This window comes from Hymenobacter sp. UV11, from assembly GCF_004684095.1.
Lineage (GTDB): Bacteria > Bacteroidota > Bacteroidia > Cytophagales > Hymenobacteraceae > Hymenobacter.
Genome location: NZ_SRII01000001.1, coordinates 564,679 through 585,564, shown reverse-complemented (window position 1 = coordinate 585,564; position 20,886 = coordinate 564,679). Strand labels below are relative to the sequence as shown.

Below are 20,886 nucleotides of genomic sequence, written 5' to 3'. Positions count from 1 at the left end.
GTGCCAACAAAAATGACGCCTCGTTGCTTCTGGGAATTAGGCGCGGCCCCGGTGTTTCACTCACAACTTTATCAGCCAGCCTTTGGGAAGTGTCAGATTTATTTTCTACCTTTGCCCTCCCAAACGCGAAAACTACAGCCGCCTGGCTGTCTTGTTATAGAATTTCTTTTTTGTCATGGCAAATCATAAGTCGGCTATTAAGCGCATCCGCAGCAACGAAGCGAAGCGTGTACTAAACCGCTACCAGCACAAGTCTACTCGTACGGCTATCAAGAAGCTGCGCGACACTACCGATAAAACGGCCGCTCAGGAGCTGCTGAAAAAAGTAGCGTCGATGCTGGACCGCCTGGCCAAGAAGAACATCATCCATAAAAACAAAGCTGCTAACAACAAAAGCAAGCTGACAAAACTCGTTAACGCGCTTTAGCGCGAGACGAGTTCTAGCGGGGCCGAACTCTGCCGCCCCACCGTTCGGTCCCGCGCTCATCACCAGAAAGCTCCGCCCTACCCGGCGGGGCTTTCTGCGTTGTAGTTGCCTGGTATAGCTTGAGCTGGGGTAGAAAAACGTAGGAGCGACGTCACTCCCAACGCGGTTTTTAAATTGGTGTGCCCTAACCTAGAAATCGCTCTAACTACTCAGCTAAACGACAGTGTATTAGGCTACCGCTTCGCTTTTAACGGACTTGGGAACCGCTCTAACAGTTAGGCAGCTACGGCGACCATGATTGCCCTCGTGGCCCCTACCGGCACCGTATTGGCGCTCACCGATGCGCTGGGCCGCCACGTGTAGTTGCTGGCCTAATCTACTACCCCCTTGCCTGGAAGCGAAACTACTCCAGCAACGAATTGGCAACCACAGCAGCTTCGGTGTTACCTTGGTGAAGGTCTTTACCCCTAGCAAACTGACTCCGAAACTACCCCGAACGAGCTTTATCGCCGATATTCTCTCGCGTTTTACACGCAAAAAGGCCACTCGTTGGAGTGGCCTTTTGTGTACAAATATTTTTTAAACTACTGTTTGTAAGCCCTACAAAAGCTGCGTTTAGGCCACGCTTACTTTCACCATGTTGGCCCGGCCGCGCTCGGCGATAGGCATGGTGCCAGTGTTGATAAACACGTCGCCTTCTTTGATGTGACCAGTGGTAAGGAGCACATTGCGGATATCCGCGATGGTGCTGTCGGTGCTGTTTAGCCGGTCGTAGTAGAAGGAGCGAACGCCCCAAACCAGGCTCAGGGCCGTGAGTAGGGGGCGGTTGTCGGTGAAGATAAAGATGTTAGCCTTGGGGCGATATTTCGCCAGCTGGAAGGCCGTGTAGCCTTCGTGCGTCACGCCGGTGAGGGCCGTGGCGGCCGTGTTCTTGGCCAGGTGGCACGAGGCCGACAGAATGCTGTCAACCATGAACGACGGAGACGCCGCATCGACGGGCCACCACTTATTGAACATCTTGGGGCTGCGGGTTTCCACGCTCAAGATGGTGCCCACCATGGAGCGAATAACCTCAGCGGGGTAGGCACCCACGGCCGTTTCGGCCGAGAGCATCACGGCATCGGCGCCATCGAGCACGGCGTTGGCCACGTCGCTGGTTTCGGCGCGAGTAGGGCGCGGGGCCGTTATCATGCTCTCCATCATCTGGGTAGCTACGATTACGGGCTTGCCAGCGCGGTTGCACTTCTCAATAATCATTTTCTGGGCCATCGGCACCTCTTCCATCTTCACCTCCACGCCGAGGTCGCCACGGGCCACCATCACGGCATCGGTGAGGGCGATGATTTCGTCGATGTTGCGCAGGCCGTCGGGCGTCTCAATTTTAGCCACTACCCGGGTCGTTTTGCCGGCTTCCGCAATCAGGGTTTTGATAAAGCGAATGTCGTCGGCTTTGCGGGCAAAGCTCAGGGCAATCCAGTCTACGTCGTTAGCCAGGCCAAATTTCAGGTCCTCGATGTCCTTCTCGGTCATGCTCGGGGCCGATACTTCGGAGTCGGGCAGGTTGATGCCCTTGCGAGGCTTCACCAGGCCGCCATACACCACTTCCACATCTACCTCGTGGTCGCGGTCGGTGGCCAGCACGCGCAGCTCAATCTTGCCGTCGTCAATCAGAATCTGGTCGCCGGGCTTCACGTCGCGGGCCAGGCCCAGGTAAATCGTGCAGAGGCGGGTAGCGGTGCTAATTTCTTTTTCGCCGCACACCAGCTTGATTTTGTCGCCAGCCTTGATTTCTACGCCGCCACCCTCTACTTCGCCCAAGCGAATTTTTGGTCCCTGCAAGTCTTGCAGCAGGCCCACGTTGGTACGCATGTCCTTATTGAGGCGGCGCACCGTGTTGATAACGGACAGGTGCTCTTCGTGCGCCCCGTGCGAGAAGTTGAGACGAAATACATCGACGCCCTCCCGAATGAGCATCCCGAGGCGCTCGTAGGTGTTAGACGCGGGCCCCACGGTGGCCACAATCTTGGTTTTGTTGAACGAAGCAGTAGTTGGTTGCATGGATTTTCAGAATCATCCGGCGCAGGCCGCGCTTAAAATGGAAGGTCCCTACCCCCCATATTAGGCGCAACGCCGAAAATGTGTAAAAGTGAACTGGAACTGCCGCGAAAGGGAGCGCCCTTCGCCGGCAGGAGAGAAGGTTAAAAAATCAGATTTTCTTTGTATTTCAATTCGTTGGGGTCAAACTCGCTGGCGTACTGAATGGTAGGCAGGGCCGTGAGGCGGTCGAGCAGCTCGGTGCCCGCCAGCTCATCGGAGCCGCCCTGAACTTGCAGCAGGTAATCATACTCGCGAATATCAGGGGCCAGAAAGGGCTTGGCCAATACCGAGGGCAGGGCTGCCCGATTGCGCAGCAGGCGCAAGGTAAGCACTTCGGTGGCGTAGAGGTAATAGCTGAATGCCAAGGCGCCCTGCTGCACCAGATTCAGCACAAAATCGGGCTGGCGCACCAGGCGCAGGCGCAGGTAGCGGTTGAGGCTCCAGGCCAGGGTGTAGTCGCGCGTGCTGGAAACCAGGCCATACAGCGCGAAGTCACAGTCGTACTCAGCCTCCAGGGTTAGGGTTTTCATGCAGCAGCGGCGAACTGCAAAGCTACGGCTTTTGAGGGGGCGCTAGCAGTGCCCGCGGGGGGGTAGGCCAAAATATTGTACGCCCTTCGTGAAGGCAATTCGCGGGGCAGTTGCCAAAAGGTGCGTTACTTTGCAGGCAAGTTTCCCCTTAACCACGACTGCAATGTCTGAAATCGCCGAAAAAGTAAAAGCCATTATTATCGACAAGCTGGGCGTTGAAGCCTCGGAAGTAACTCCGGAAGCCAGCTTCACCAACGACCTGGGTGCCGATTCGCTCGACACCGTGGAGCTGATTATGGAATTCGAAAAAGAATTCAACGTCAGCATCCCCGATGACCAGGCCGAAAACATCCAGACCGTGGGCCAGGCAGTAAGCTACCTCGAAGAGCACGCCAAGTAGACCGCAGGTTTGACGGATTTAACTGATTTCGTGGGTACGCCGCTACGCGGCTGGCTGCGTTTTTTGTGGTTCGTCTGTTTGCTGTTCAAGCTTTCCCCTAGAACCGGCCGGCGCACTGCCGGCCGGTTTTGCGGTTTCAGCCCGTTTTATCATCACTTGCGGGTAGCCGCGTATTCAGCCGCGCAGCGGCGTATCCGCGAAATCAGTTAAATCCGTTAAATCTGCGATTTTATGTCGTCAATTCGCCGCGTTGTCGTAACCGGTATCGGGGCCATTACCCCCCTGGGTAATACCGCCCCCGCCTACTGGGAAAGCCTCAAAAACGGTGTGAGCGGGGCTGCGCCCATCACCCGCTTCGACGCTACCAAATTTAAAACCCGCTTTGCCTGCGAGGTTAAAAACTATACCCCCACCGACTACTTCGAGCGCAAGCAAGCCCCCAAAATGGACTTGTTTACGCAGTTCGCCGTCATTGCTTCCGACGAGGCCATCGCCGACGCGGGCCTGCTGACGGATAATGTGGACAAGGACCGGGTAGGCGTTATCTGGGGCTCGGGCATTGGCGGACTGAAGTCGCTGCAGGAAGAATGCTTCCAGTTTGAACGCGGCGACGGCACGCCCCGGTACTCGCCTTTCTTCATTCCGCGCATGATTGCCGACTCCTCTTCGGGCAATATTTCCATCAAAAATGGCTTCCGCGGGCCCAATTTCGTCACTACGTCAGCCTGCGCCTCGTCCAACGACGCGCTGATTGCGGCCTTCAATAATATTCGCCTCGGGCTGGCCGACGCCATCGTGACCGGCGGCTCCGAAGCAGCCATCACCGAATCGGGGGTAGGCGGCTTCAACGCCCTCAAGGCCATGAGCGAGCGCAACGACGACCCGGCTTCGGCCTCGCGGCCCTACGATAAGGACCGCGACGGCTTCGTGCTGGGCGAAGGCGCGGGCGCGGTAGTGCTTGAAGAGTACGAGCACGCCAAGGCGCGCGGCGCCAAAATCTACTGCGAAATCATCGGCGGCGGCATGTCGTCGGATGCGTATCACATTACGGCGCCCGACCCCAGCGGCTCGGGCGTGGTATTGGTGATGCGCAATGCGTTGCGCGACGCCGGCATTCAGCCCGAGGAAGTAGACTATATCAACACCCACGGCACGAGCACGCCGCTCGGCGACGGGGCCGAGATTAAGGCCATCGAAACGGTGTTTGGCGACCACGCCACCAAGCTTAACATCTCTTCGACCAAGAGCATGACCGGCCATTTGCTGGGCGGCGCGGGCGGTATTGAGGCGGTAGCCAGCATTCTGGCTATTAAGTACGGCATCGTGCCGCCGACCATTAACCTGCACACGCCCGATCCGGAAATCAACCAAGCGCTCAACTTTACGCCCAACGTGGCGCAACAGCGCGAGGTGAACGTGGCGCTCAGCAACACGTTTGGCTTTGGCGGGCACAATACGTCGGTACTATTTCGTAAGCTCAGCGAGTAGACTTTTTACACTTCACCTAAAAAAAGAACGTCATGCTGAGCTTGCCGAAGCATCTTGCTCGAATCGTTGGGGTAGTATCCTTGTCGGCGCGAGCGAGATGCTTCGGCAAGCTCAGCATGACGTTCTGGTTTTTTCAATAAAGATGCCCCTACCCCTCTTCGGCCTGTTTCGGCGGCTGCTGGGCAGCGATAAGCAGTTTCGGCAGGCGGTAGCCACCGTTATTGGGCAGAACCCGCACAATGCGCGGCTCTACCAGCTGGCGTTCACGCACTCGTCGGTGGTGCGGGCCGAGCCCGGTGCGGGCCGCCACCAAAGCAACGAGCGGCTGGAGTTTCTGGGCGATGCGGTACTGGGCACGGTGGTAGCCGAATACCTGTTCAAAAAGTACCCCTACGAGCAGGAAGGCTTTTTGACGGAAACGCGCTCGCGCATCGTTAACCGCGAGAGCCTCAACGCTATCGCCCTCAAAATGGGCCTCGACAAGCTGGTGCAGCTCGACTCGACGCAGACGCGCGTGGCCCGCTCGCGCTCCGTGAATGGCAACGCCCTGGAGGCGCTGGTGGGCGCGGTGTACCTGGATTTGGGCTATAAGGCCGCCCGTAAGTTCGTGCTCAAAGGCTTGATTAAGCCGTTTGTAGATGTTACTAAACTGACAACTACGACTTCCAACTACAAGAGCAAGCTCATCGAGTGGGCGCAGCGCCACGGTAAAGACGTGCGCTACGAGCTGAGCGGCGAGCCCCGGCCGGGCGGCGTAATGGAGTTTACGGCCAGCGTGGTGCTAAACAACGAGGTGGTAGCCACCGGCATGGGCCTCAATAAAAAGCAAGCCGAGCAGCTGGCCGCCGAACGGGCGCTAACCGCGCTGGGCGTATGATTTTAGCCTGAGAACGTCATGCTGAACGTAGTGAAGCATCTTGGCCGCTTCGTTGGTTGTATTCCAATGATGCGTGTGAGATGCTTCACTGCGTTCAGCATGACGTTCTTTTTTACTGCGTATTTTCGTCCCTACCCCTCCTACTTATGCGTATCGCCGGAGCTGCCCTCAACCAGATTCCCTTCGACTGGGCGCACAACCTAGAAAATATCAGCGCTGCCATTGCCCAGGCCAAGGCCGAGGGGGTAGCGCTGCTGTGCCTGCCCGAACTGTGCCTGACGGGCTACAATTGCGAAGACCTGTTTTTGAGCGACTGGCTGCCGGCGTCGGCGCTGGCGCATTTGCAAAAAATCCGGCCGCTGACGGAAGGTATTTGCGTGGTGGTAGGGCTGCCGGTGCGGCTGCACCAGCGCACTTACAACACGGCCGCCGTGCTGCGCGATGGGCAGATTCTGGGCTTCGCGGCCAAGCAGTTTCTGGCCAATGATGGAGTGCACTACGAGTCGCGCTTTTTTGTGCCGTGGCTGGCGGGCGAGACCACGACCGTGGAGCTGGAGGGCGAAAGCTGGCCGCTGGGCGACCTCACGTTTGAGCATTTGGGCGTGCGGTTTGGGTTTGAAATCTGCGAGGATGCCTGGCGGGCCGACGATGTGCGGCCGGCCTGCCGCCTGCGCGGCAAGGTGGAGTTGATTATTAACCCGTCGGCCAGCCACTTTGCGATGAGCAAAACGGACCTGCGCTACAAGCTGGTGCTCAATGCGTCGCGCAATTTTGAGTGCACGTATCTCTACGCTAATTTGCTGGGGAATGAGGCCGGGCGCATTATTTACGACGGCGAGATTCTGATTGCCCGCAATGGCCACCTGCTCAAGCGCAACCAGCTGTTGAGCTTCAAGGCCGTGGATATGGAGTGGGCCGACGTGGACTTTGCTACCCCCCTCGCCGTGGCCGACGTCCTCGTGCCGCTGCCCGCGCCCGACGAGTACCGTGAGCTGAACCAGGCTATGAGCCTGGGCCTGTTTGATTACCTGCGCAAGGCGCGCAGCCGCGGCTTCGTGCTGAGCCTGAGCGGCGGGGCTGACTCGTGCTTCTGCGCCGTGGGGGTGGCCGAGATGGTGCGCCTGGGTGTGGAAGAGCTGGGGCTAGAGGAGTTTAGGCGCCGCAGCGGGGCGTTTGACCCGGCCAAAACCGACGTGGTGCAGACCGGCGCGGGCGGCGCGGCGGAGCAGGTGGTGGTGGAACCAGCTGCCCCTACCCCCTCGCTCACGGCCAACCAGGAGTTGGTCAACCACCTGTTGACTTGCGCTTATCAGGGTACCGTCAATTCCTCAGATGACACGTTTAACTCGGCTAAGGAGCTGGCAGACAGCATTGGGGCGAGGTTTTTTGACTGGACGATTGACGAGGAGGTGCGCGGCTACGTGGGCAAGATTGAGGGCGCGCTGGGCCGCGAATTGACCTGGCAAACCGACGATTTGGCCCTGCAAAATATTCAGGCCCGGGTGCGGGCACCTGGTATCTGGCTGTTGGCCAATGTACAGAACTGCCTGCTGCTCACCACCTCCAACCGCTCGGAGGCCAGCGTGGGCTACTGCACCATGGACGGAGACACGGCGGGCAGCATCTCGCCTATCGCGGGCGTCGATAAGGCGTTTGTGAAGCAGTGGTTGCGCTGGGCCGAAACGGAGCTGGGCTACGCGGCCCTGCACCACGTGAACGCCCTGCAACCCACCGCCGAGCTGCGCCCGCTGGCCGACAAGCAGACCGATGAGCGCGACCTCATGCCCTACCCCCTGCTCAATCGCATCGAGCGGCTGGCCTTCTACGACCGCCTACCCCCCGCCGGCGTGCTGGCCCAGCTCGTGGCCGAAGACCCGCACGCCGACCCCGAGCAGCTGCGCACCTACGTGCGGCGCTTTTACATCCTCTGGAGCCGCAACCAGTGGAAGCGCGAGCGCTATGCGCCGAGTTTTCACCTCGACGACTACAACGTGGACCCGCGCTCCTGGCTGCGCTTTCCGATACTCAGCGGCGGGTTTGGGGAAGAGCTGGCGGCGCTGTAGCATGGCCACCACCAGGTAGTGGCGCGCAAGGCAAAGTGATTTTAGCAAATAAGTACTTGTTCATCAAGTATTTGCTAATTTATCATCCAGTGTAGCGCAAGTATTTCAGCGGGCTGGTACCTAAGCTACCGTAACGCTAGCCACCGCGAACGGCTGGCGTTGCGCATTTCTTTGCCTGAACCCGTCGCGTTGGTCTTTATGGCTTTTAGCCTTCCCCTGATTTCTACCCTTGCGCCGCCATCCTACCTCAGCGGCAGTGCCGCCGCGGGCGATGCCGAGCTGGTAGCGCACCTTCAGCAGGGTAGTGAAGCGGCCTTTCGCACGCTAGTGGCACGCTATCAGGACCGGGTTTATACCACTGCTTTTTCGCTGCTGCGGTCGGCGGAGGAGGCCGAAGATGTGGCGCAGGAAGTGTTTGTGGAGGTGTACCAAACGGTGGCCCGGTTTCGGGGTGAGGCATCCCTTAGCACCTGGCTCTACCGGCTGGCCACGTCGCGGGCCTTGCAGCACCGCCGCCGCCTGAAGGCCAAAAAACGCTTTGCCTATTTTACCAGCTTGCTGGGTTTCGACAACCAGGTATTGCACGAGCCGCCCGACCACGCGCACCCACTGGCCCTGCTGGAGGGCGAGCAGCAGCTGCGTCTGCTGTTGAATCACATCGACCGCTTGCCCAGTCAGCAGCAGGTAGCTTTTACCCTACGCCACGAGCAAGAGCTGAGCTACGAGGAAATAGCGGCCGTGCTCGATACCACCGTTTCGGCGGTCGAATCTTTGCTTTTTCGGGCCCGGCAAACGCTGCGCCGGCACCTTCAATCCCCCTCTCGCCATGTCTAATCCAGCCGTTCGCCCAGGCTCCGAGGAGGAGTGGAACGCGTTGATGCGCCAGCTGCACGCGCGCTCCAAAGGCCAGCCCAAGCCGTTTTTTTATGCGCGCGTCCACGCCCGGCTCACCGCTGAGCTAACCACGGCTGGTGCCTGGCTGCCGGCGTGGGCGCACCGCCCCGCCTACCTGGCCTTGCTGGGCGCCCTGATGCTGGCCGTCAGTGGCGACGGCGCGGCGCTACGCCCACCTACGGCGGCCACATCTTACGATGCCCCGGCTGCCCTACCCCACTGATTTGCCGCCGGCACCTTCCCCTTGCTTTGCTGCCCGGCCGAAAATCCGGCTTGTCGGAGTAGCTGCTACTCGTCTGAAAAAACGGCAACCCCGAGGTAAGAAGTACCTTTGAATCATCTTTCTTCTTTGTGCCCATGACCGGACTACTCGCTTACATTACCTGGAACGTTTCGCCCATTATTGCCGAAATCGGGCCGCTGCTGCTGCGCTGGTACGGCGTGCTGTTTGCCTCGGGCTTCGTTATCAGCTCGTTTGTCATCACCGATATGTTCAAAAAAGAGGACGTGCGGCCCTATTGGGTCGATGTCCTCACGTTTTACATGGTGGTGGGCACGGTGCTGGGGGCGCGGCTGGGCCACGTATTTTTCTACGACTGGCCTTCGTACAGTGCGCACCCGTGGGAGATTCTCAAAATCTGGCACGGCGGACTGGCCTCGCACGGGGCCACCATTGCCATTCCGCTGGCCGTCATTATCTTTAGCTATCGCAATAAGTTTGACTACCTCTGGGTGCTCGACCGCATTGTGATTACGGTGGCCATTGGCGGGGCGTGCATCCGGCTGGGCAATTTGATGAACTCCGAAATCGTGGGCAAGCCGACCGATGTGCCGTGGGCCTTCGTGTTTCCGCGCGATACCGAGCACTTGCAAACGCCCGTGACGCCCCTCCCCCCCGGCGCGGTGCTGGTGCAGCGCAGCCGCCTGCCCAACGGTGAGGACCGCACCGAGGTGCTACCTGCCGGCACGGTGCCCACCGCCACGATGGAAATGGCCGTGCCGCGCCACCCCACCCAGATTTACGAGTCGTTGTTCTGCATATTTCTGCTCGTCATTGTCTACGGTTTGTGGAATAAATACCGAGAACGCACGCCGCGCGGGATGCTTCTCGGGCTGTTTATGATGCTGCTGTTCACGTTCCGCCTGCTGGTGGAATACCTAAAGGAAAATCAGGTGGCGCAGGAGGGCGGCATCATTGCGCAGTACCACCTCAACATTGGACAGCTGCTCAGTATCCCGTTCATCCTCATTGGTTTGTGGATATTGCTTCGTGCCGGCAAAGACCCCAAAAACCCCTACGGCTACGCCCCGCGCGACCTGGCCGAGGAGGAAGCCGCCGCCCGCGCTGCGGCTACTACCAAGTCGTAAGTTAGGCAAACCGCAAAGCAAAAAGGGGCCGTCGCACCAAGTGCGACGGCCCCTTTTTATTTACTCAGCAAGCCCTACCCCCTGCTACAAGGGCAGCTCGTACACATCGCCCTGCTCAGTGGTGATGAGCAAGGTTTTAGCATCTTTGAAGGCGGCGCCTTCGGTCTGGCCGGCGCCTTCGAGGCTGATGTGGCGCGGGGTCGCTTTCAGGATGGCGTCCCAGGAATTACCGTCCAGAATGAACAGCTCCTGGCGGGCCAGCAGCACGAGGCGGCGGCCGTCGGGCGAGAGAGTGGCGTCGGTGACCTCACCCGGAATGACGAGCTTGGTAATGAGCTTGGCGGTATAGCTGCCGGGCTGGTCGGGCACGGTGTATACTTTGCAGGTGCTTTCCTGGCCGCGGTCCTTGGTAAAAAGATACACCTGGCCATCGTGCCAGAGGCTGGCCTCGCAGTCGAAGTTGCGGTCCTTTTTGCTGGGCGGAAACTCCGTTTGGTCGGGGTAATTGAACTTGATTTTGGAAACCTGGCTGGGTGTAGCGGGCCGAAAGCGCAGGATGGCCAGGTTCTGGCGGTCGGAGTTATTATTGCCGCAGTCGCCCATGTAGTAGTTGCCGCTGGGGTCGCGGCTCAGGCTTTCCCAGTCGTGGTTGGGCGCGCCGAGTGTAAACTGGGCCACTTGCTGGCCGGTGGCATCCACGCGCCACACGGTGGGCTGCTGGCCATCGTCGCCAAAGGTGAAATAGGTACCCGCCTCAGGCGCGGCGCACAGCCCCGAGCTTTCCAAAATGCCATCGGTGAGCTTGCCCACGCGGCGCAGGCCGCTGGGCAGGTTTTCGGCTTCGTCGTCTTTATTTTTCTTATGACCCTTCTTTCCCTTTTTACCGGGGTGGGTCTGGGCCGTGGCTTGCGGCTGGTCGGCGTCGTTGCTAACGTGGTCGCCTTCAGCCGAAGAACAGGCTGAAGTAAGGAGCAAGGCACCCAGCAACGGGCGGATAAGGAGCGGGATATACAGCATACGACCCGCTTGTACGGCAAAGCCCGCCCCAGTGGCTAAGCGCCCTCGCGCTACGGCACCGGGTCGTAGCCCGAGCCACCCCACGGGTGGCACCGCCCAATGCGCCGCAGCGCCAGCCTCCCCCCCCGCCACGCCCCGTACTTGCCAATAGCCTCGGCCGCATAGGCCGAGCAGGTGGGCGAGTAGCGGCAGCTCGGCGGCGAGAGCGGCGAAATAAACAGCTGGTAGAAGCGCACCAGCAGCAGCAGCAAGCGGCGAAACATAGCGCAATAAGCAACGGCCAGGGAGCAAAGTTCGGCATTGCCCATGCTGTGGGCGCTCGACTCACAACCAGCCCAAAAATAAAGCGCGGTTTCAGCCCGCAAGTATTCACCAAATTATCATTCTGCCAGTATATTTCGGCTTTTATCCGCTTATTAGTCTTTATGCTGAGACATTTATACTTTTTCTTTTTATTCTTATTTAGCACTCCCCTACCCCTGCTAGCGCAGGGCAACGGCCCGGCCGCGCACGGCGGCCGCGCGCAGGCGCTGGGCAATGCCTCGGCCACGCTGGGCGGTGAGGTGTGGGCGGTGGCCAACAACGCGGCCGGCCTGGGCAGCCTCACGCGGCCCACGGCGGGGGCATATTTCGAAAATCGCTACCTTATCCCAAGCCTCAACGTGGCGGCGGTAGCCCTGGCGCTGCCGCTGGGCGTGGTGGAGCCGGCGACGGGCGGCCTCCCCGCCCGCGCCAGCCGGGGCGTGCTGGGAGTGGAGGCCCAGCGGTTTGGTGGCATTTTGTACAATGAAGTACGGGTGGGCGCGGCCTACGGCTACCAGCTGGGGGTAGTGCGCGTAGGCGGCCGGCTCGACGCGCTGCAAGTGAGTTTCCAGGACCTGGGCAGTCGCCGCACGCTGGCCGCCTCGCTGGGCGGGCAGGCCGATATTTTGCCCCAGCGCCTCACGCTGGGCGTGTACCTCTACAACATCACGCAGGCCAAACTAGCTGATTACCAGGATGAGCGCGTGCCCACCGTGCTGCGCGCCGGCCTGGCCTACCGCCCCGGCAAGCAGGTGCTGCTGCTGGGCGAAGTGGAGAAGGATGTGGAGCGCGCGGCCGGCTTCAAAGCCGGCGTCGAATACCTCCCTACCCCCGCCGTGGCCGTCCGCCTGGGTTACGCAAGCCTGAGCCAGCAGAGCACGGCCGGCGTAGGCCTGCACGCCGGCGACTGGCAGCTCGACTACGCGGCCGGCTGGCATAATGCGCTGGGCCTGAGCCAGTACTTCAGCGTGAGCTGGCAGTGGGAGAAGGAGATAATTAAGAATGAGGAATGAAGAATGAAGAATTATTTCTCACGGGAACTCATCCTGTCTACTCTCTTCTTTCTTGCTGTTTGGCTCTTGCCAGGCCTCGCGGTGGCACAGGATTTTCCAAGGCGCGCGCCCGAGCTGGACCGGATAGCGCAGGAGCTGTTTGCCGAAATTCAATCGGACCAGATTCCCTACGAGGACCTGTACGGCACGCTGCTGAATTTTTACCAGTCGCCGCTCAACCTCAATACCGCCGGCCCCGAGGAGCTGCGCGCCCTACCCCTACTCAGCGAGGCGCAGGTGGCCGCGCTGCTGCTGCACCGCCGCACCGCCGGCCCGCTGCTGAGCGTGTATGAGCTGCAAGCCGTGCCGGGCTGGGACGTGCGGACCATTGAGCGGGTCGCGCCCTTCGTGACGGTGGCCAGCACCAACCCCAACGCGGTGCGCGGCCCGCTGTGGCAACGCATTAAAAATGAAGAGAATAACGCTATCATTCTGCGCTACGAGCGCGTGTTGCAGCAGCGCAAGGGCTATACCGCAGTCGATACCTTTCAGGGGCGGCCCACGCTGCGCTACCTGGGCTCGGCCGATGCGCTGGCCCTGCGCTACCGCGTGAGCCACGCCCACGATTTCAGCCTGGGCTTCACGGCCGAGAAAGACGCGGGCGAGCCGCTGGCCTGGCGGCCGGGGCACAACCAGTTTGGGCCCGATTTCTTATCGGCCCACGTCGTGCTTTATGAGCAGGGTAGGCTTAAGACGCTGGCACTGGGCGACTACCAGCTGCAATTTGGGCAAGGGTTATTGCTGTCGTCGGGGTTGGCGCTGGGCAAAGGCGGCGAAACCGTGACGGCCCTGCGCCGGGCGTCGCTGGGCGTGCGGCCCTACGCGGCGCTGCTCGAAAACACGTTTTTTCGGGGCGCGGCGGCCACTTATCAGCTCGCGCCGCGCTGGGAAGCCACAGCTTTCGCCTCGCGCAAAAACATCGACGCCAACGCCCGCCAGACCACCGACTCGCTGGCCCAGTTTGACGAGTTCAGCACCAGCCTGCTGCTGACGGGCCTGCACCGCACGGCCACCGAAATAGCCAACCGCCAGCGCCTGGCCGAAACCGTGGGCGGCGGCCACCTCGGCTACCGCAGCCCCAACGGCAACCTGAGCTTCGGCCTCACGGCGGTGGGCACGCACTACGGCATGGCGTATCAAAAAAGACTAGAACCGTACAATCGTTATGAGTTTCAGGGGCAGAATAACCTGGCCTTGGGGGCGCACTACAGCTACGGCTGGCGCAATATGCTGCTTTTTGGCGAAAGCGGGCGCAGCAGCGGCGGCGGCCTGGGCACCGTGAACGGCGTGCTCGCCAGCCTGGGCCCCAACGTGGATGCCTCATTGCTGGTGCGGCACTACGACGCTGATTTTCACACCTTCTACGGCAACGCGCTGAGCGAAAATACCCGCAACATCAACGAGAGCGGCCTGTATATTGGCCTCAAAGTGAGGCCCCTACCCCGCTGGGAAGTCTCGGCGTACTTCGACCAATTTCGCTTTCCGTGGCTGCGCTACCGGGTGAGTGCCCCCAGCCACGGCCAGGATGCGCTGCTACGGGTGGCCTTCACGCCCACCAAAACCGGCCTGCTCTACGTGCAGTACCGCGCCCGCCTCAAGCCGCTCGACCTGCCCAGTAGCCTGGGCCGGCCGGTGCCGCTGCCCGGCCAGCAGCTGCGCCACTCGCTGCTATTCTACTGCGATGTGCAGCCTACCCCCCGCCTGGGCCTGCGTACCCGCCTGCAAGCCAGCTACCTGCGCGCCGACGATAACCTGCCCTGGCGCAGCGGCTTCGTGCTAAGCCAAGACGCCACCGTACAGCTGGCCCGCCGCGTGAGCCTGGCCGCCCGCTACGCCGTATTCGACACCGACGACTACGACACGCGGCAGTATATGTTTGAGCAGGATGTCTTGTACGCCATCTCAGCGCCCGCGCTCTACGGCCAGGGCACGCGAGCCTACGCCCTACTGCAAGCCACACTCAATAAGCACTTTACCCTTTGGCTACGCTACGCCGACACGCGCTACCGCCACCAGGCCACTATCAGCTCGGGGCTGGAAGAGATAAAGGGCAACGCCCGCTCGGAGGTGACGGCACAGGTGCGGTATCGGCTGTGATTTTTAAGCTGTTAGCTAATAGCCAATAGCTAACAGCTTAAAAATCACGCATCCGTTTTCGTCAGCACCACTTGCGCATGGTCGGCCTGGTTGACTTTGCGGCGAAAGTCCTGGTACTCGGTGTATTTGGCGGGGGGTAGGGACGTGCCCCCGGCGGGGCGGCGGGTTTCGAGCTGGCGCACGTATTGCAGCGTGCCGTCGGGCAGGGTGGTGCAGGTGCTGGAATAAGTGCCGTAGGGCGAGGTCAGCTGCGTAGGTTGGGGCAGGTTTTCGGCCCGGAAGCCAGCCGGCAGGTGCAGGCGCACGGTGTCCTGGTAGAGGCCGGCGGGCGGCAGCGACAGCGGCGCGGTGCGCGAACCCACTTGCGCCGGCAGGGCGGCCAGACGACCCAGCACGTTGGGCTCCAGTAGCAGGCGGCGGCCGGCGGCCGTGCCCACGCTCTGCAGCTCCAGGCCCATCGTTTCGACTACGCCGGGCAGGGGCGCGGGGCCCGTGCTCGGGGCCGCCGCCAGGCGCAGGCTGGTGATAGTGAAATGACTCACGGGCAAGTGGTTGGCCACGTACTTTTTCTGGTCCTCGGGGCCTACCTCGTGCAATAGCTGGGCGTAGGTATCCTGGGCCAGGCCCAGGCGGCGGGTGCGCACGGTGGCTTTGGCCGCGCCGGTAGCATCGAGCCAGAGGTCGGTGCGGCGCTGCTGGCGGTTGGCCTGGGCGCCGTAGCGGGGGGTAGCCACCAGGCGGCCGCCCTCGGGCGTGAGCAGCAGCGCGTGGCGGTTGCCGGTGAAAGAGCCCATGTAGCCGAACGCCTCGGTCTGGCTGGTGCATTCCATCCACACCGTATCGGCGGGCGTGCTGCCGTGGGCGGCCAGCGGCATGCACAAAATCATGTGGTTGAACTGGCTGCTCGGGAAGTCGGCGCGCACGTCGGTTTCGTTACGCCCGGCCCCCACCAGAGCCATGTAGGCAGGCAGGCCGGCGGCTTTTAGCAACGCGCAGGTGTAATTACTCAGGGCTTTGCAGTCGCCGTAGCCGCCGGTGGCCACGCTGCTGGCGGGGGCCGTTTGCCAGCCGCCCAGGCCCAGCTGCACCGATACGTAGCGCGTCGAGCCCTGCAAAAACTCATACACCTTGCGGGCCCGCTCGCGGGCGTCGGGCGCGGTTACCAGCAGTTGGGCCATCTTGGCGGTGAGGGCGGGGGGTAGCACGTCGCGGCCCTGGCCGAGTTGATACGTCCACAGCCCCAGGCTTTGCCACGAGGCCAACGAGCCGGCGTGGCCCTGCACCTCAAAGGTGGCCGGGGCCAGGTGCACGGCCGGCAGCAGCTCATCGAGCGCAGGTGATAGGGGCTCTTCCTCCACGGCGGGCGCGGCGGGCAGCTGCCAGCGGTAGGTGGTCTGGCTGCCGGCCACCACGGGCGCGCTGGCGGCGCCGGCCGGCAGCAGCTGCTCCTGGTAGCGCAGGGGCAGGGCGGTGGGCGTAGTCACTTGTAAGGTGGCCCCTTCAAGGGACACATTCTCGGCGTACTGGGGCTGCCAGTCGGGGTAGAAAAGCGTGTTGTCCGACACTATTTCGTAGTCAAACTCCACGGTGTAGGGCGTGGTAGGCTGGCGCAGGTCGGCGTAGCGCACGCGCACGTCGGTCATCAGGCTGCCGCCGCTGCTGCCCAGGCCCTGGTCGTGCACCTCGGCCGGGCGCAGCTGGTGCAGCAGCTGGCCCTGGGCATCATACACGGCGCCGCGCAGGTAGTTGATGCGGTTGAGCGCGTCGTAGCTGACTACCAGCTGGCCGTAGTCGTCGCTGCCCGCCTCATTGAGCACCGTCATGACCCGGTGCACCGTTTTGACGAGCTGGCCGGCCGACTTCACCACCACTTTCTCGTCGTAGGCGCGCACCACGGCGTGGGCGTTTTCGCGCAGGGCCGGCGCAATGGCATCGGCCGGATACTTGGGGGTAGGCGGCCCCAGCAGCGTGAGCGAGGCAAATATGGGCAGAATCATAGCGAATTTATCAACAATAAATCAAGATGTTAGCTGGCTTTTTTAACCACCAGCGCCTCGGCCTGCTTGGCCAGCATCTGGCGGTAGAGCTCGCGCAGGGCCTGGTATTCGGCGGCGCTGTACACGGGCTTGTCGAGGGTGAGGCGGCTGAGGAGCTGCACCGTGCCGGGCGTGGGGCTGCTGGCCACGTACACGTAGCGGCCGCCCTGGTTGGGCAGCATCAGCGTGGCGGCCTTGGGCAGCTCGGCCACGTAGCCGGGGGGTAGGGTCAGCGTCAGGCTGATTATTTCCTGCTGCATCATGCCCACATCGACGGGGTAGTAGCGCTGGGCGTGGCGAAACGGGTTTTGATGTTCGCCAAAGGCTTCAAAGGGGTTTACGTACAGCTCCTGGGCCGGGCTGGGCGTGCTGGCCGGCTGCCGCAGCTCGTAGCGCAGGGCCAGCGGCTGGCCCACTTCCCCCTGCTGGCTGAACTTGTAGCTGGGCACTTCCCAGCCAGGATGTTGGCCAGCCAGCTCGCTCACGTACTTCTTCTCTCCCAGCTGCTGCAAGCGCTCGCGGGCTTCGAGGCCCGCGTAGCCGGCGTGCTCCTCGCGCACTTGCCCACTCAGGTTGCCCTGGGCATCGAGGGTCAGCTTCACTTCCTGGTAATGGTTGTAGCGGGGGGTAGGCACCAGGCTCACCCAGCGGCCCTCGCCGGTTTCGGGCACCGTGTGGCCGCGCTGGTTGAGGCAGTGGCGGGGTAGCACACCGGCGGGTAGCAGCGGCTCGGTAGCGTCGAGCAGCAGCTCGGGCTGGCCAGGGATTTCGACAAGCGCAATGACGTAGTTAAACTGCTCCAGCAGCGGGTATTGCTCGCTCACCATTCCGTGGCTGCGGGTGCTCAGCAGCAGCGGCTGGGCCAGCAGCCCGGCCTGGCGCAGGGCCGCGATGAGCAGCAGGTTCACATCGGCCGCCGTGCCGCGGTGCAGCTCGTAGCTCTTCTTGAGCGAGGAGCTGGCAAAGAGCCGGTTAGTGCCATCGTACTTCACGGCCTGCATCACCAGCGCGCGCACCGCCGCCGCCCGCGCCGCCGCATCCGGGTACTGCGCCACCAGCGGCTTCACGGCGGCTTCCAGAAAGCCACTTTGTTTCAAAGCCAGCCCAAACGACTCGTCTTCCAGCAACGCTTTATTCTTCTTGGGCCAGCTGTCGGTCAGGTCCCGGTATGGCTGTTCGGGCATTTGCACGCCGGCCAGCTCGAAGGTCATGCGCGCCAGGTAGTCGTTGGCGGTCGTCATGTAGGGCTCCTCCCGAAAGGCCGGCGCGTCGCGAATTACCCAGCGGTGCTGCTCGGTACTAATGCTCACGCCCATGCTGCCTACCCCCAGCCCGGCCCCAGCTCCCGCCCCGGCGTCCAGCTTCTGGTCGAGCAGCAGGCTCACCGAGCCCTTACCCATCTCATTAACAGCCAATGGCAAGTAGCCCTGGTAGAGCGCCTTATACTGGTACACCTGCGGAATGCTCGTGCGGTACTCGCTCCACCGCGTCGGAATATCGCGCTGAAACGTCCAGTCCTGGTAATTACTGAAGAACGTGGACGTGACCGTGTAGGCGTACTCAATCACCGCGCCTTCCTGCACGTTGGGCAGGGTAAATTTGCGCACCTTCAGGTTGTCGGTACGCTTTTCCTCAAACGTAGCGTTGGGGTCGAGCTTGGTTTTGCTGACTTTGCCATCGGCTCCGCGCAAGTACGTAAAGCCGCGCAAATTGCTCAGCCGCTCGTTTTGCTGGTCGCGGTGATACAGCGGTACTTCCACAGTGGCGTAGTCGTAGCCGGCTTTTTTCAGAATCTTGATGCGCACGGTGCGCTCCAGGATGATGCTCATCGCGCCGGCCGTGCTACCGAAGCGCGCCGTGCCGTAGTCGCACAGCACCACGGCCACCGCCCCACTGTCGGCCACAAAATTCTGGGCCTCAAAGTCCTTGGCTTCGGGCTGGCCAAATTGCAGCGGCAGCGGGGCCGGGGTTTTCGACAGGGGCGTTTGGGCCACGGCGGCCCGTGGGCCCACGGCCAGCAGCAAACCAGCCGCCACCACGGCCGGCCGGTAGTTTTTCCAGTTCATAGCGCTCTCGGCGTAAAAGAACAGCAGCCCTACACAGGCGCCAGTACCTAGATTTTCTTCAGCACCAGCGCCTCAGCCTGCTTGGCCAGCGCCAGGCGGTAGAATTCGCGCAACGAAGCATATTCCTCGGCTCCGTACACGGACTTGGTGAGCGTGAGGCGGCTGAGGAGCTGCACCGTGCCCGGCGCGGCCGCGCTGGCCGAGTACAAGTAACGACCGCCCTTGTTGGGCAGCTCTATCACAGCGGGCTTGGGTAGTTCGGCCACGTAGCCGGGGGGTAGGGTCAGCGTCACCATAATAACCTCCTGGGTAGGCGCCCCAAAATCGACGGGGTAGGTGCGGTCGGGGTGCCGAAAGGGGTTCTGGCTATCGCCAAACGAGGCCAACGGGCTCACGTACAGCTCACTCGCCGCGCCGGGCGTGCTGGCCGACTGGCGCATTTCATAGTTCAGGGCCAGTGGCTTGCTCACTTCACTCACCTCGCTAAACTTGTAGCTGGGCATTTCCCAGCCGGTGTGCTGGCTGGCCAGCTCGGTCACGTATTTTTTCTCGCCTAGCTGCTGCAAGCGCTCGCGGGCCGATGCCCCCGAGTAGCCGCTGTGCTCCTCGTGCACCTGGCCGGTCAGGTTGCCTTGCTCATCCACTTTTAGCTGCACCTGCTGGAAGTGATTATGGCTTTGGGCCGGCGTGAGGCTCACCCAGCGGCCCTCGCCTTCCTTACCATCCACGAGGCGGCCAATTTGGTTGAGGCAGCGGGTGGGCAGCGTGCCGCAGGGCAGCAACGGCTCGGTGGCATCGAGCAGCAGCTCCTTGTTATCGGCCAGCGGCAGCATCCCAATTACATAGTTAAACTGCTGGAGCAGCGGAAAATTCTGGTCCACGCGACCGTGGCCGCGGGTGCTCAACAGCACGGCCTCGGCGGGCAGCCCGGCCTGGCGCAGGGCCGCGATGAGCAGCAGGTTTACATCGGCCGCCGTGCCGCGGTGCAGCTCGTAGCTCTTCTTGAGCGCGCCGCTGGCCACAAAGCCAGTCGTACCGTCATACTTTACTGCCTTTACTATCAGCTCACGCACGGCGGCGGCACGGGTGGCCGGGTCGGGGTACTGCGCTATCAGCGGTTTCAGGGCCGCGTCCAGGAAGCCCAACCGGCCAAGCTGGCCGCCAAAGTTGTCTTCATTTTGCAGCTCGGTATTGATTTTTGTCCAAGTACCCAGCACGTTGTGGTAGGGTCCGCCGGGCATGCGCTCGCCAGCCAGCTCAAAGTTGAGGCGCGCCACATAGTCGCGCATGGTGGTCATGTAGGGCTCATCGCGCAGGGCGGGCACGTTCTGCATGGCCCAGTGGTAGTTGGTGGCCTGCGCCGTAATATTTTCGGTTTCAGTAGCTGAGTGACTACTCATGCCTCCTGAAAGGCCGCTAGCGCCCGAAGCTACCTGTACCCGTTCGCGTACCATATACTGGGTAGTAGTCTGCTCCTTGGTTTGCAGGGCCAGCGGCTCGTAGCCCTGCATCAGCATTTTGTAGTCGAAATACTCCGGAATCGTAGCCTGAAACTCGCTCCACCGGGTAGGAATTTCGCGCTGAAACGTCCAGTCCTGAAACTGCGATAGGAAGTCCGAGGTCACCGTGTAGGAATACTCAATCACGGCGCCCTCGCGCACGTTGGGCAGCGTAAACTTGCGCACCCGGGTGTTCTTGGTGCGCTCCTCGGTGAACGCCTTGCCCACTTCGAGCTTCACCTTTTCGATTTTACCGCCCACTTCGTTGTAAGTGAAGCCTTTCAGGTTCACGATTTTCTCCTCATCCTGGTCGCGGTGGTAGAGCGGCACCTCCACGGTGGCCACGTCGTAGCCCGACTTTTTCAGAATCTTGATGCGCGTAATGCGGTCCGACTCCAACTGAAAGCCCGTATCAGCAAACCGGAAGCGGGTCGAGCCACAGTCGTAGAGCACCACGGCCCCGAACGCGCTGTCGGCCACGAAATTCTTAGCCTCAAAATCGGCCGGCTCGGGCTTGCCAAACTTTATCTCGACCGACTTCACCGGCGCCTGCTGCGCGTGGCTGGTAGCCGCCCCCAACAGCGCCAGCGCGCTCGCCGAACATTGTACAAAAGCAAGTAAGTTTTTACTCATAACAGAAGAGAGATGTAGAGCGGGAGCGGCAAAAATATA

The 20,886-nt window shown here is 61.5% G+C and carries 17 protein-coding genes; 10 read left to right on the top strand and 7 right to left on the bottom strand.

Annotated elements, in window-relative coordinates:
• Positions 1 to 175: 175 nt before the first annotated feature.
• Positions 176 to 427 carry a 30S ribosomal protein S20 gene (rpsT, locus tag E4631_RS02275; protein ID WP_133658469.1) on the top strand — a complete coding sequence of 84 codons (252 nt, stop codon included), beginning with the start codon at positions 176 to 178 and terminating at the stop codon, positions 425 to 427.
• Between the two features lie 615 nt (positions 428 to 1,042).
• Here the strand turns inward: rpsT and pyk are convergent.
• The gene (gene pyk / locus E4631_RS02270; protein WP_133658468.1) at positions 1,043 to 2,485 is read right to left on the bottom strand and encodes a pyruvate kinase; all 1,443 of its coding nucleotides are present in this window, start codon (positions 2,483 to 2,485) and stop codon (positions 1,043 to 1,045) included.
• Positions 2,486 to 2,625: 140 nt separating this feature from the next.
• Positions 2,626 to 3,054, bottom strand: coding sequence for an IPExxxVDY family protein (locus E4631_RS02265; protein ID WP_133658467.1), 429 nt, complete (start codon positions 3,052 to 3,054; stop codon positions 2,626 to 2,628).
• A gap of 163 nt (positions 3,055 to 3,217) precedes the next feature.
• Here E4631_RS02265 and E4631_RS02260 point away from each other — a divergent pair, with 163 nt between their 5' ends.
• The 7 genes from E4631_RS02260 (at position 3,218) to lgt (ending at position 10,144) form a co-directional block, all read left to right on the top strand.
• Positions 3,218 to 3,454 (top strand): acyl carrier protein, encoded by a 237-nt coding sequence (locus E4631_RS02260; protein WP_068229068.1) that lies wholly within the window; start codon positions 3,218 to 3,220, stop codon positions 3,452 to 3,454.
• A 231-nt stretch (positions 3,455 to 3,685) separates the two neighbouring features.
• On the top strand, positions 3,686 to 4,942 hold the full coding sequence (fabF, locus tag E4631_RS02255) for a beta-ketoacyl-ACP synthase II (protein WP_133658466.1): 1,257 nt from the start codon (positions 3,686 to 3,688) through the stop codon (positions 4,940 to 4,942).
• 142 nt (positions 4,943 to 5,084) lie between these two features.
• The gene (rnc, locus tag E4631_RS02250) at positions 5,085 to 5,819 is read left to right on the top strand and encodes a ribonuclease III (RefSeq protein ID WP_133658465.1); all 735 of its coding nucleotides are present in this window, start codon (positions 5,085 to 5,087) and stop codon (positions 5,817 to 5,819) included.
• 146 nt (positions 5,820 to 5,965) lie between these two features.
• A complete protein-coding gene (gene nadE / locus E4631_RS02245) occupies positions 5,966 to 7,882 on the top strand; it encodes an NAD(+) synthase (RefSeq protein WP_133658464.1) in 1,917 nt (638 codons plus the stop codon).
• Positions 7,883 to 8,080: 198 nt separating this feature from the next.
• On the top strand, positions 8,081 to 8,716 hold the full coding sequence (locus E4631_RS02240; RefSeq protein ID WP_133658463.1) for an RNA polymerase sigma factor: 636 nt from the start codon (positions 8,081 to 8,083) through the stop codon (positions 8,714 to 8,716).
• The gene (locus E4631_RS02235) at positions 8,709 to 8,999 is read left to right on the top strand and encodes a hypothetical protein (protein ID WP_133658462.1); all 291 of its coding nucleotides are present in this window, start codon (positions 8,709 to 8,711) and stop codon (positions 8,997 to 8,999) included. Before E4631_RS02240 ends, E4631_RS02235 begins: the two co-directional genes overlap by 8 nt.
• 134 nt (positions 9,000 to 9,133) lie before the next feature.
• On the top strand, positions 9,134 to 10,144 hold the full coding sequence (gene lgt / locus E4631_RS02230) for a prolipoprotein diacylglyceryl transferase (protein ID WP_133658461.1): 1,011 nt from the start codon (positions 9,134 to 9,136) through the stop codon (positions 10,142 to 10,144).
• 84 nt (positions 10,145 to 10,228) lie between these two features.
• Here lgt and E4631_RS02225 read toward each other — a convergent pair whose 3' ends face one another.
• Together E4631_RS02225 and yidD are read right to left on the bottom strand one after the other, a co-directional pair.
• A complete protein-coding gene (locus E4631_RS02225) occupies positions 10,229 to 11,161 on the bottom strand; it encodes a hypothetical protein (protein WP_166648148.1) in 933 nt (310 codons plus the stop codon).
• Between the two features lie 50 nt (positions 11,162 to 11,211).
• Entirely contained in the window at positions 11,212 to 11,424 is a 213-nt protein-coding gene (gene yidD, locus E4631_RS02220; protein WP_133658459.1) for a membrane protein insertion efficiency factor YidD, read from the bottom strand.
• Between the two features lie 162 nt (positions 11,425 to 11,586).
• Between yidD and E4631_RS02215 the strand changes: the two genes are divergently transcribed.
• Together E4631_RS02215 and E4631_RS02210 are read left to right on the top strand one after the other, a co-directional pair.
• Positions 11,587 to 12,477 (top strand): hypothetical protein, encoded by an 891-nt coding sequence (locus E4631_RS02215; RefSeq protein WP_133658458.1) that lies wholly within the window; start codon positions 11,587 to 11,589, stop codon positions 12,475 to 12,477.
• 66 nt (positions 12,478 to 12,543) lie between these two features.
• Positions 12,544 to 14,613, top strand: coding sequence for a helix-hairpin-helix domain-containing protein (locus E4631_RS02210; RefSeq protein ID WP_240734604.1), 2,070 nt, complete (start codon positions 12,544 to 12,546; stop codon positions 14,611 to 14,613).
• A gap of 44 nt (positions 14,614 to 14,657) precedes the next feature.
• On the opposite strand, the gene E4631_RS02205 is transcribed toward E4631_RS02210, so the two are convergent.
• Genes E4631_RS02205 through E4631_RS02195 form a run of 3 tightly spaced genes read right to left on the bottom strand, consistent with a single transcriptional unit; the run spans position 14,658 to position 20,847 of the window.
• The gene (locus E4631_RS02205) at positions 14,658 to 16,610 is read right to left on the bottom strand and encodes a DUF3857 and transglutaminase domain-containing protein (protein ID WP_133658456.1); all 1,953 of its coding nucleotides are present in this window, start codon (positions 16,608 to 16,610) and stop codon (positions 14,658 to 14,660) included.
• A 29-nt stretch (positions 16,611 to 16,639) separates the two neighbouring features.
• On the bottom strand, positions 16,640 to 18,715 hold the full coding sequence (locus tag E4631_RS02200) for a DUF3857 domain-containing protein (RefSeq protein WP_133658455.1): 2,076 nt from the start codon (positions 18,713 to 18,715) through the stop codon (positions 16,640 to 16,642).
• A 47-nt stretch (positions 18,716 to 18,762) separates the two neighbouring features.
• Complete coding sequence (locus E4631_RS02195) at positions 18,763 to 20,847, bottom strand: DUF3857 domain-containing protein (protein ID WP_133658454.1); 2,085 nt, start codon at positions 20,845 to 20,847, stop codon at positions 18,763 to 18,765.
• Positions 20,848 to 20,886 lie beyond the last annotated feature (39 nt).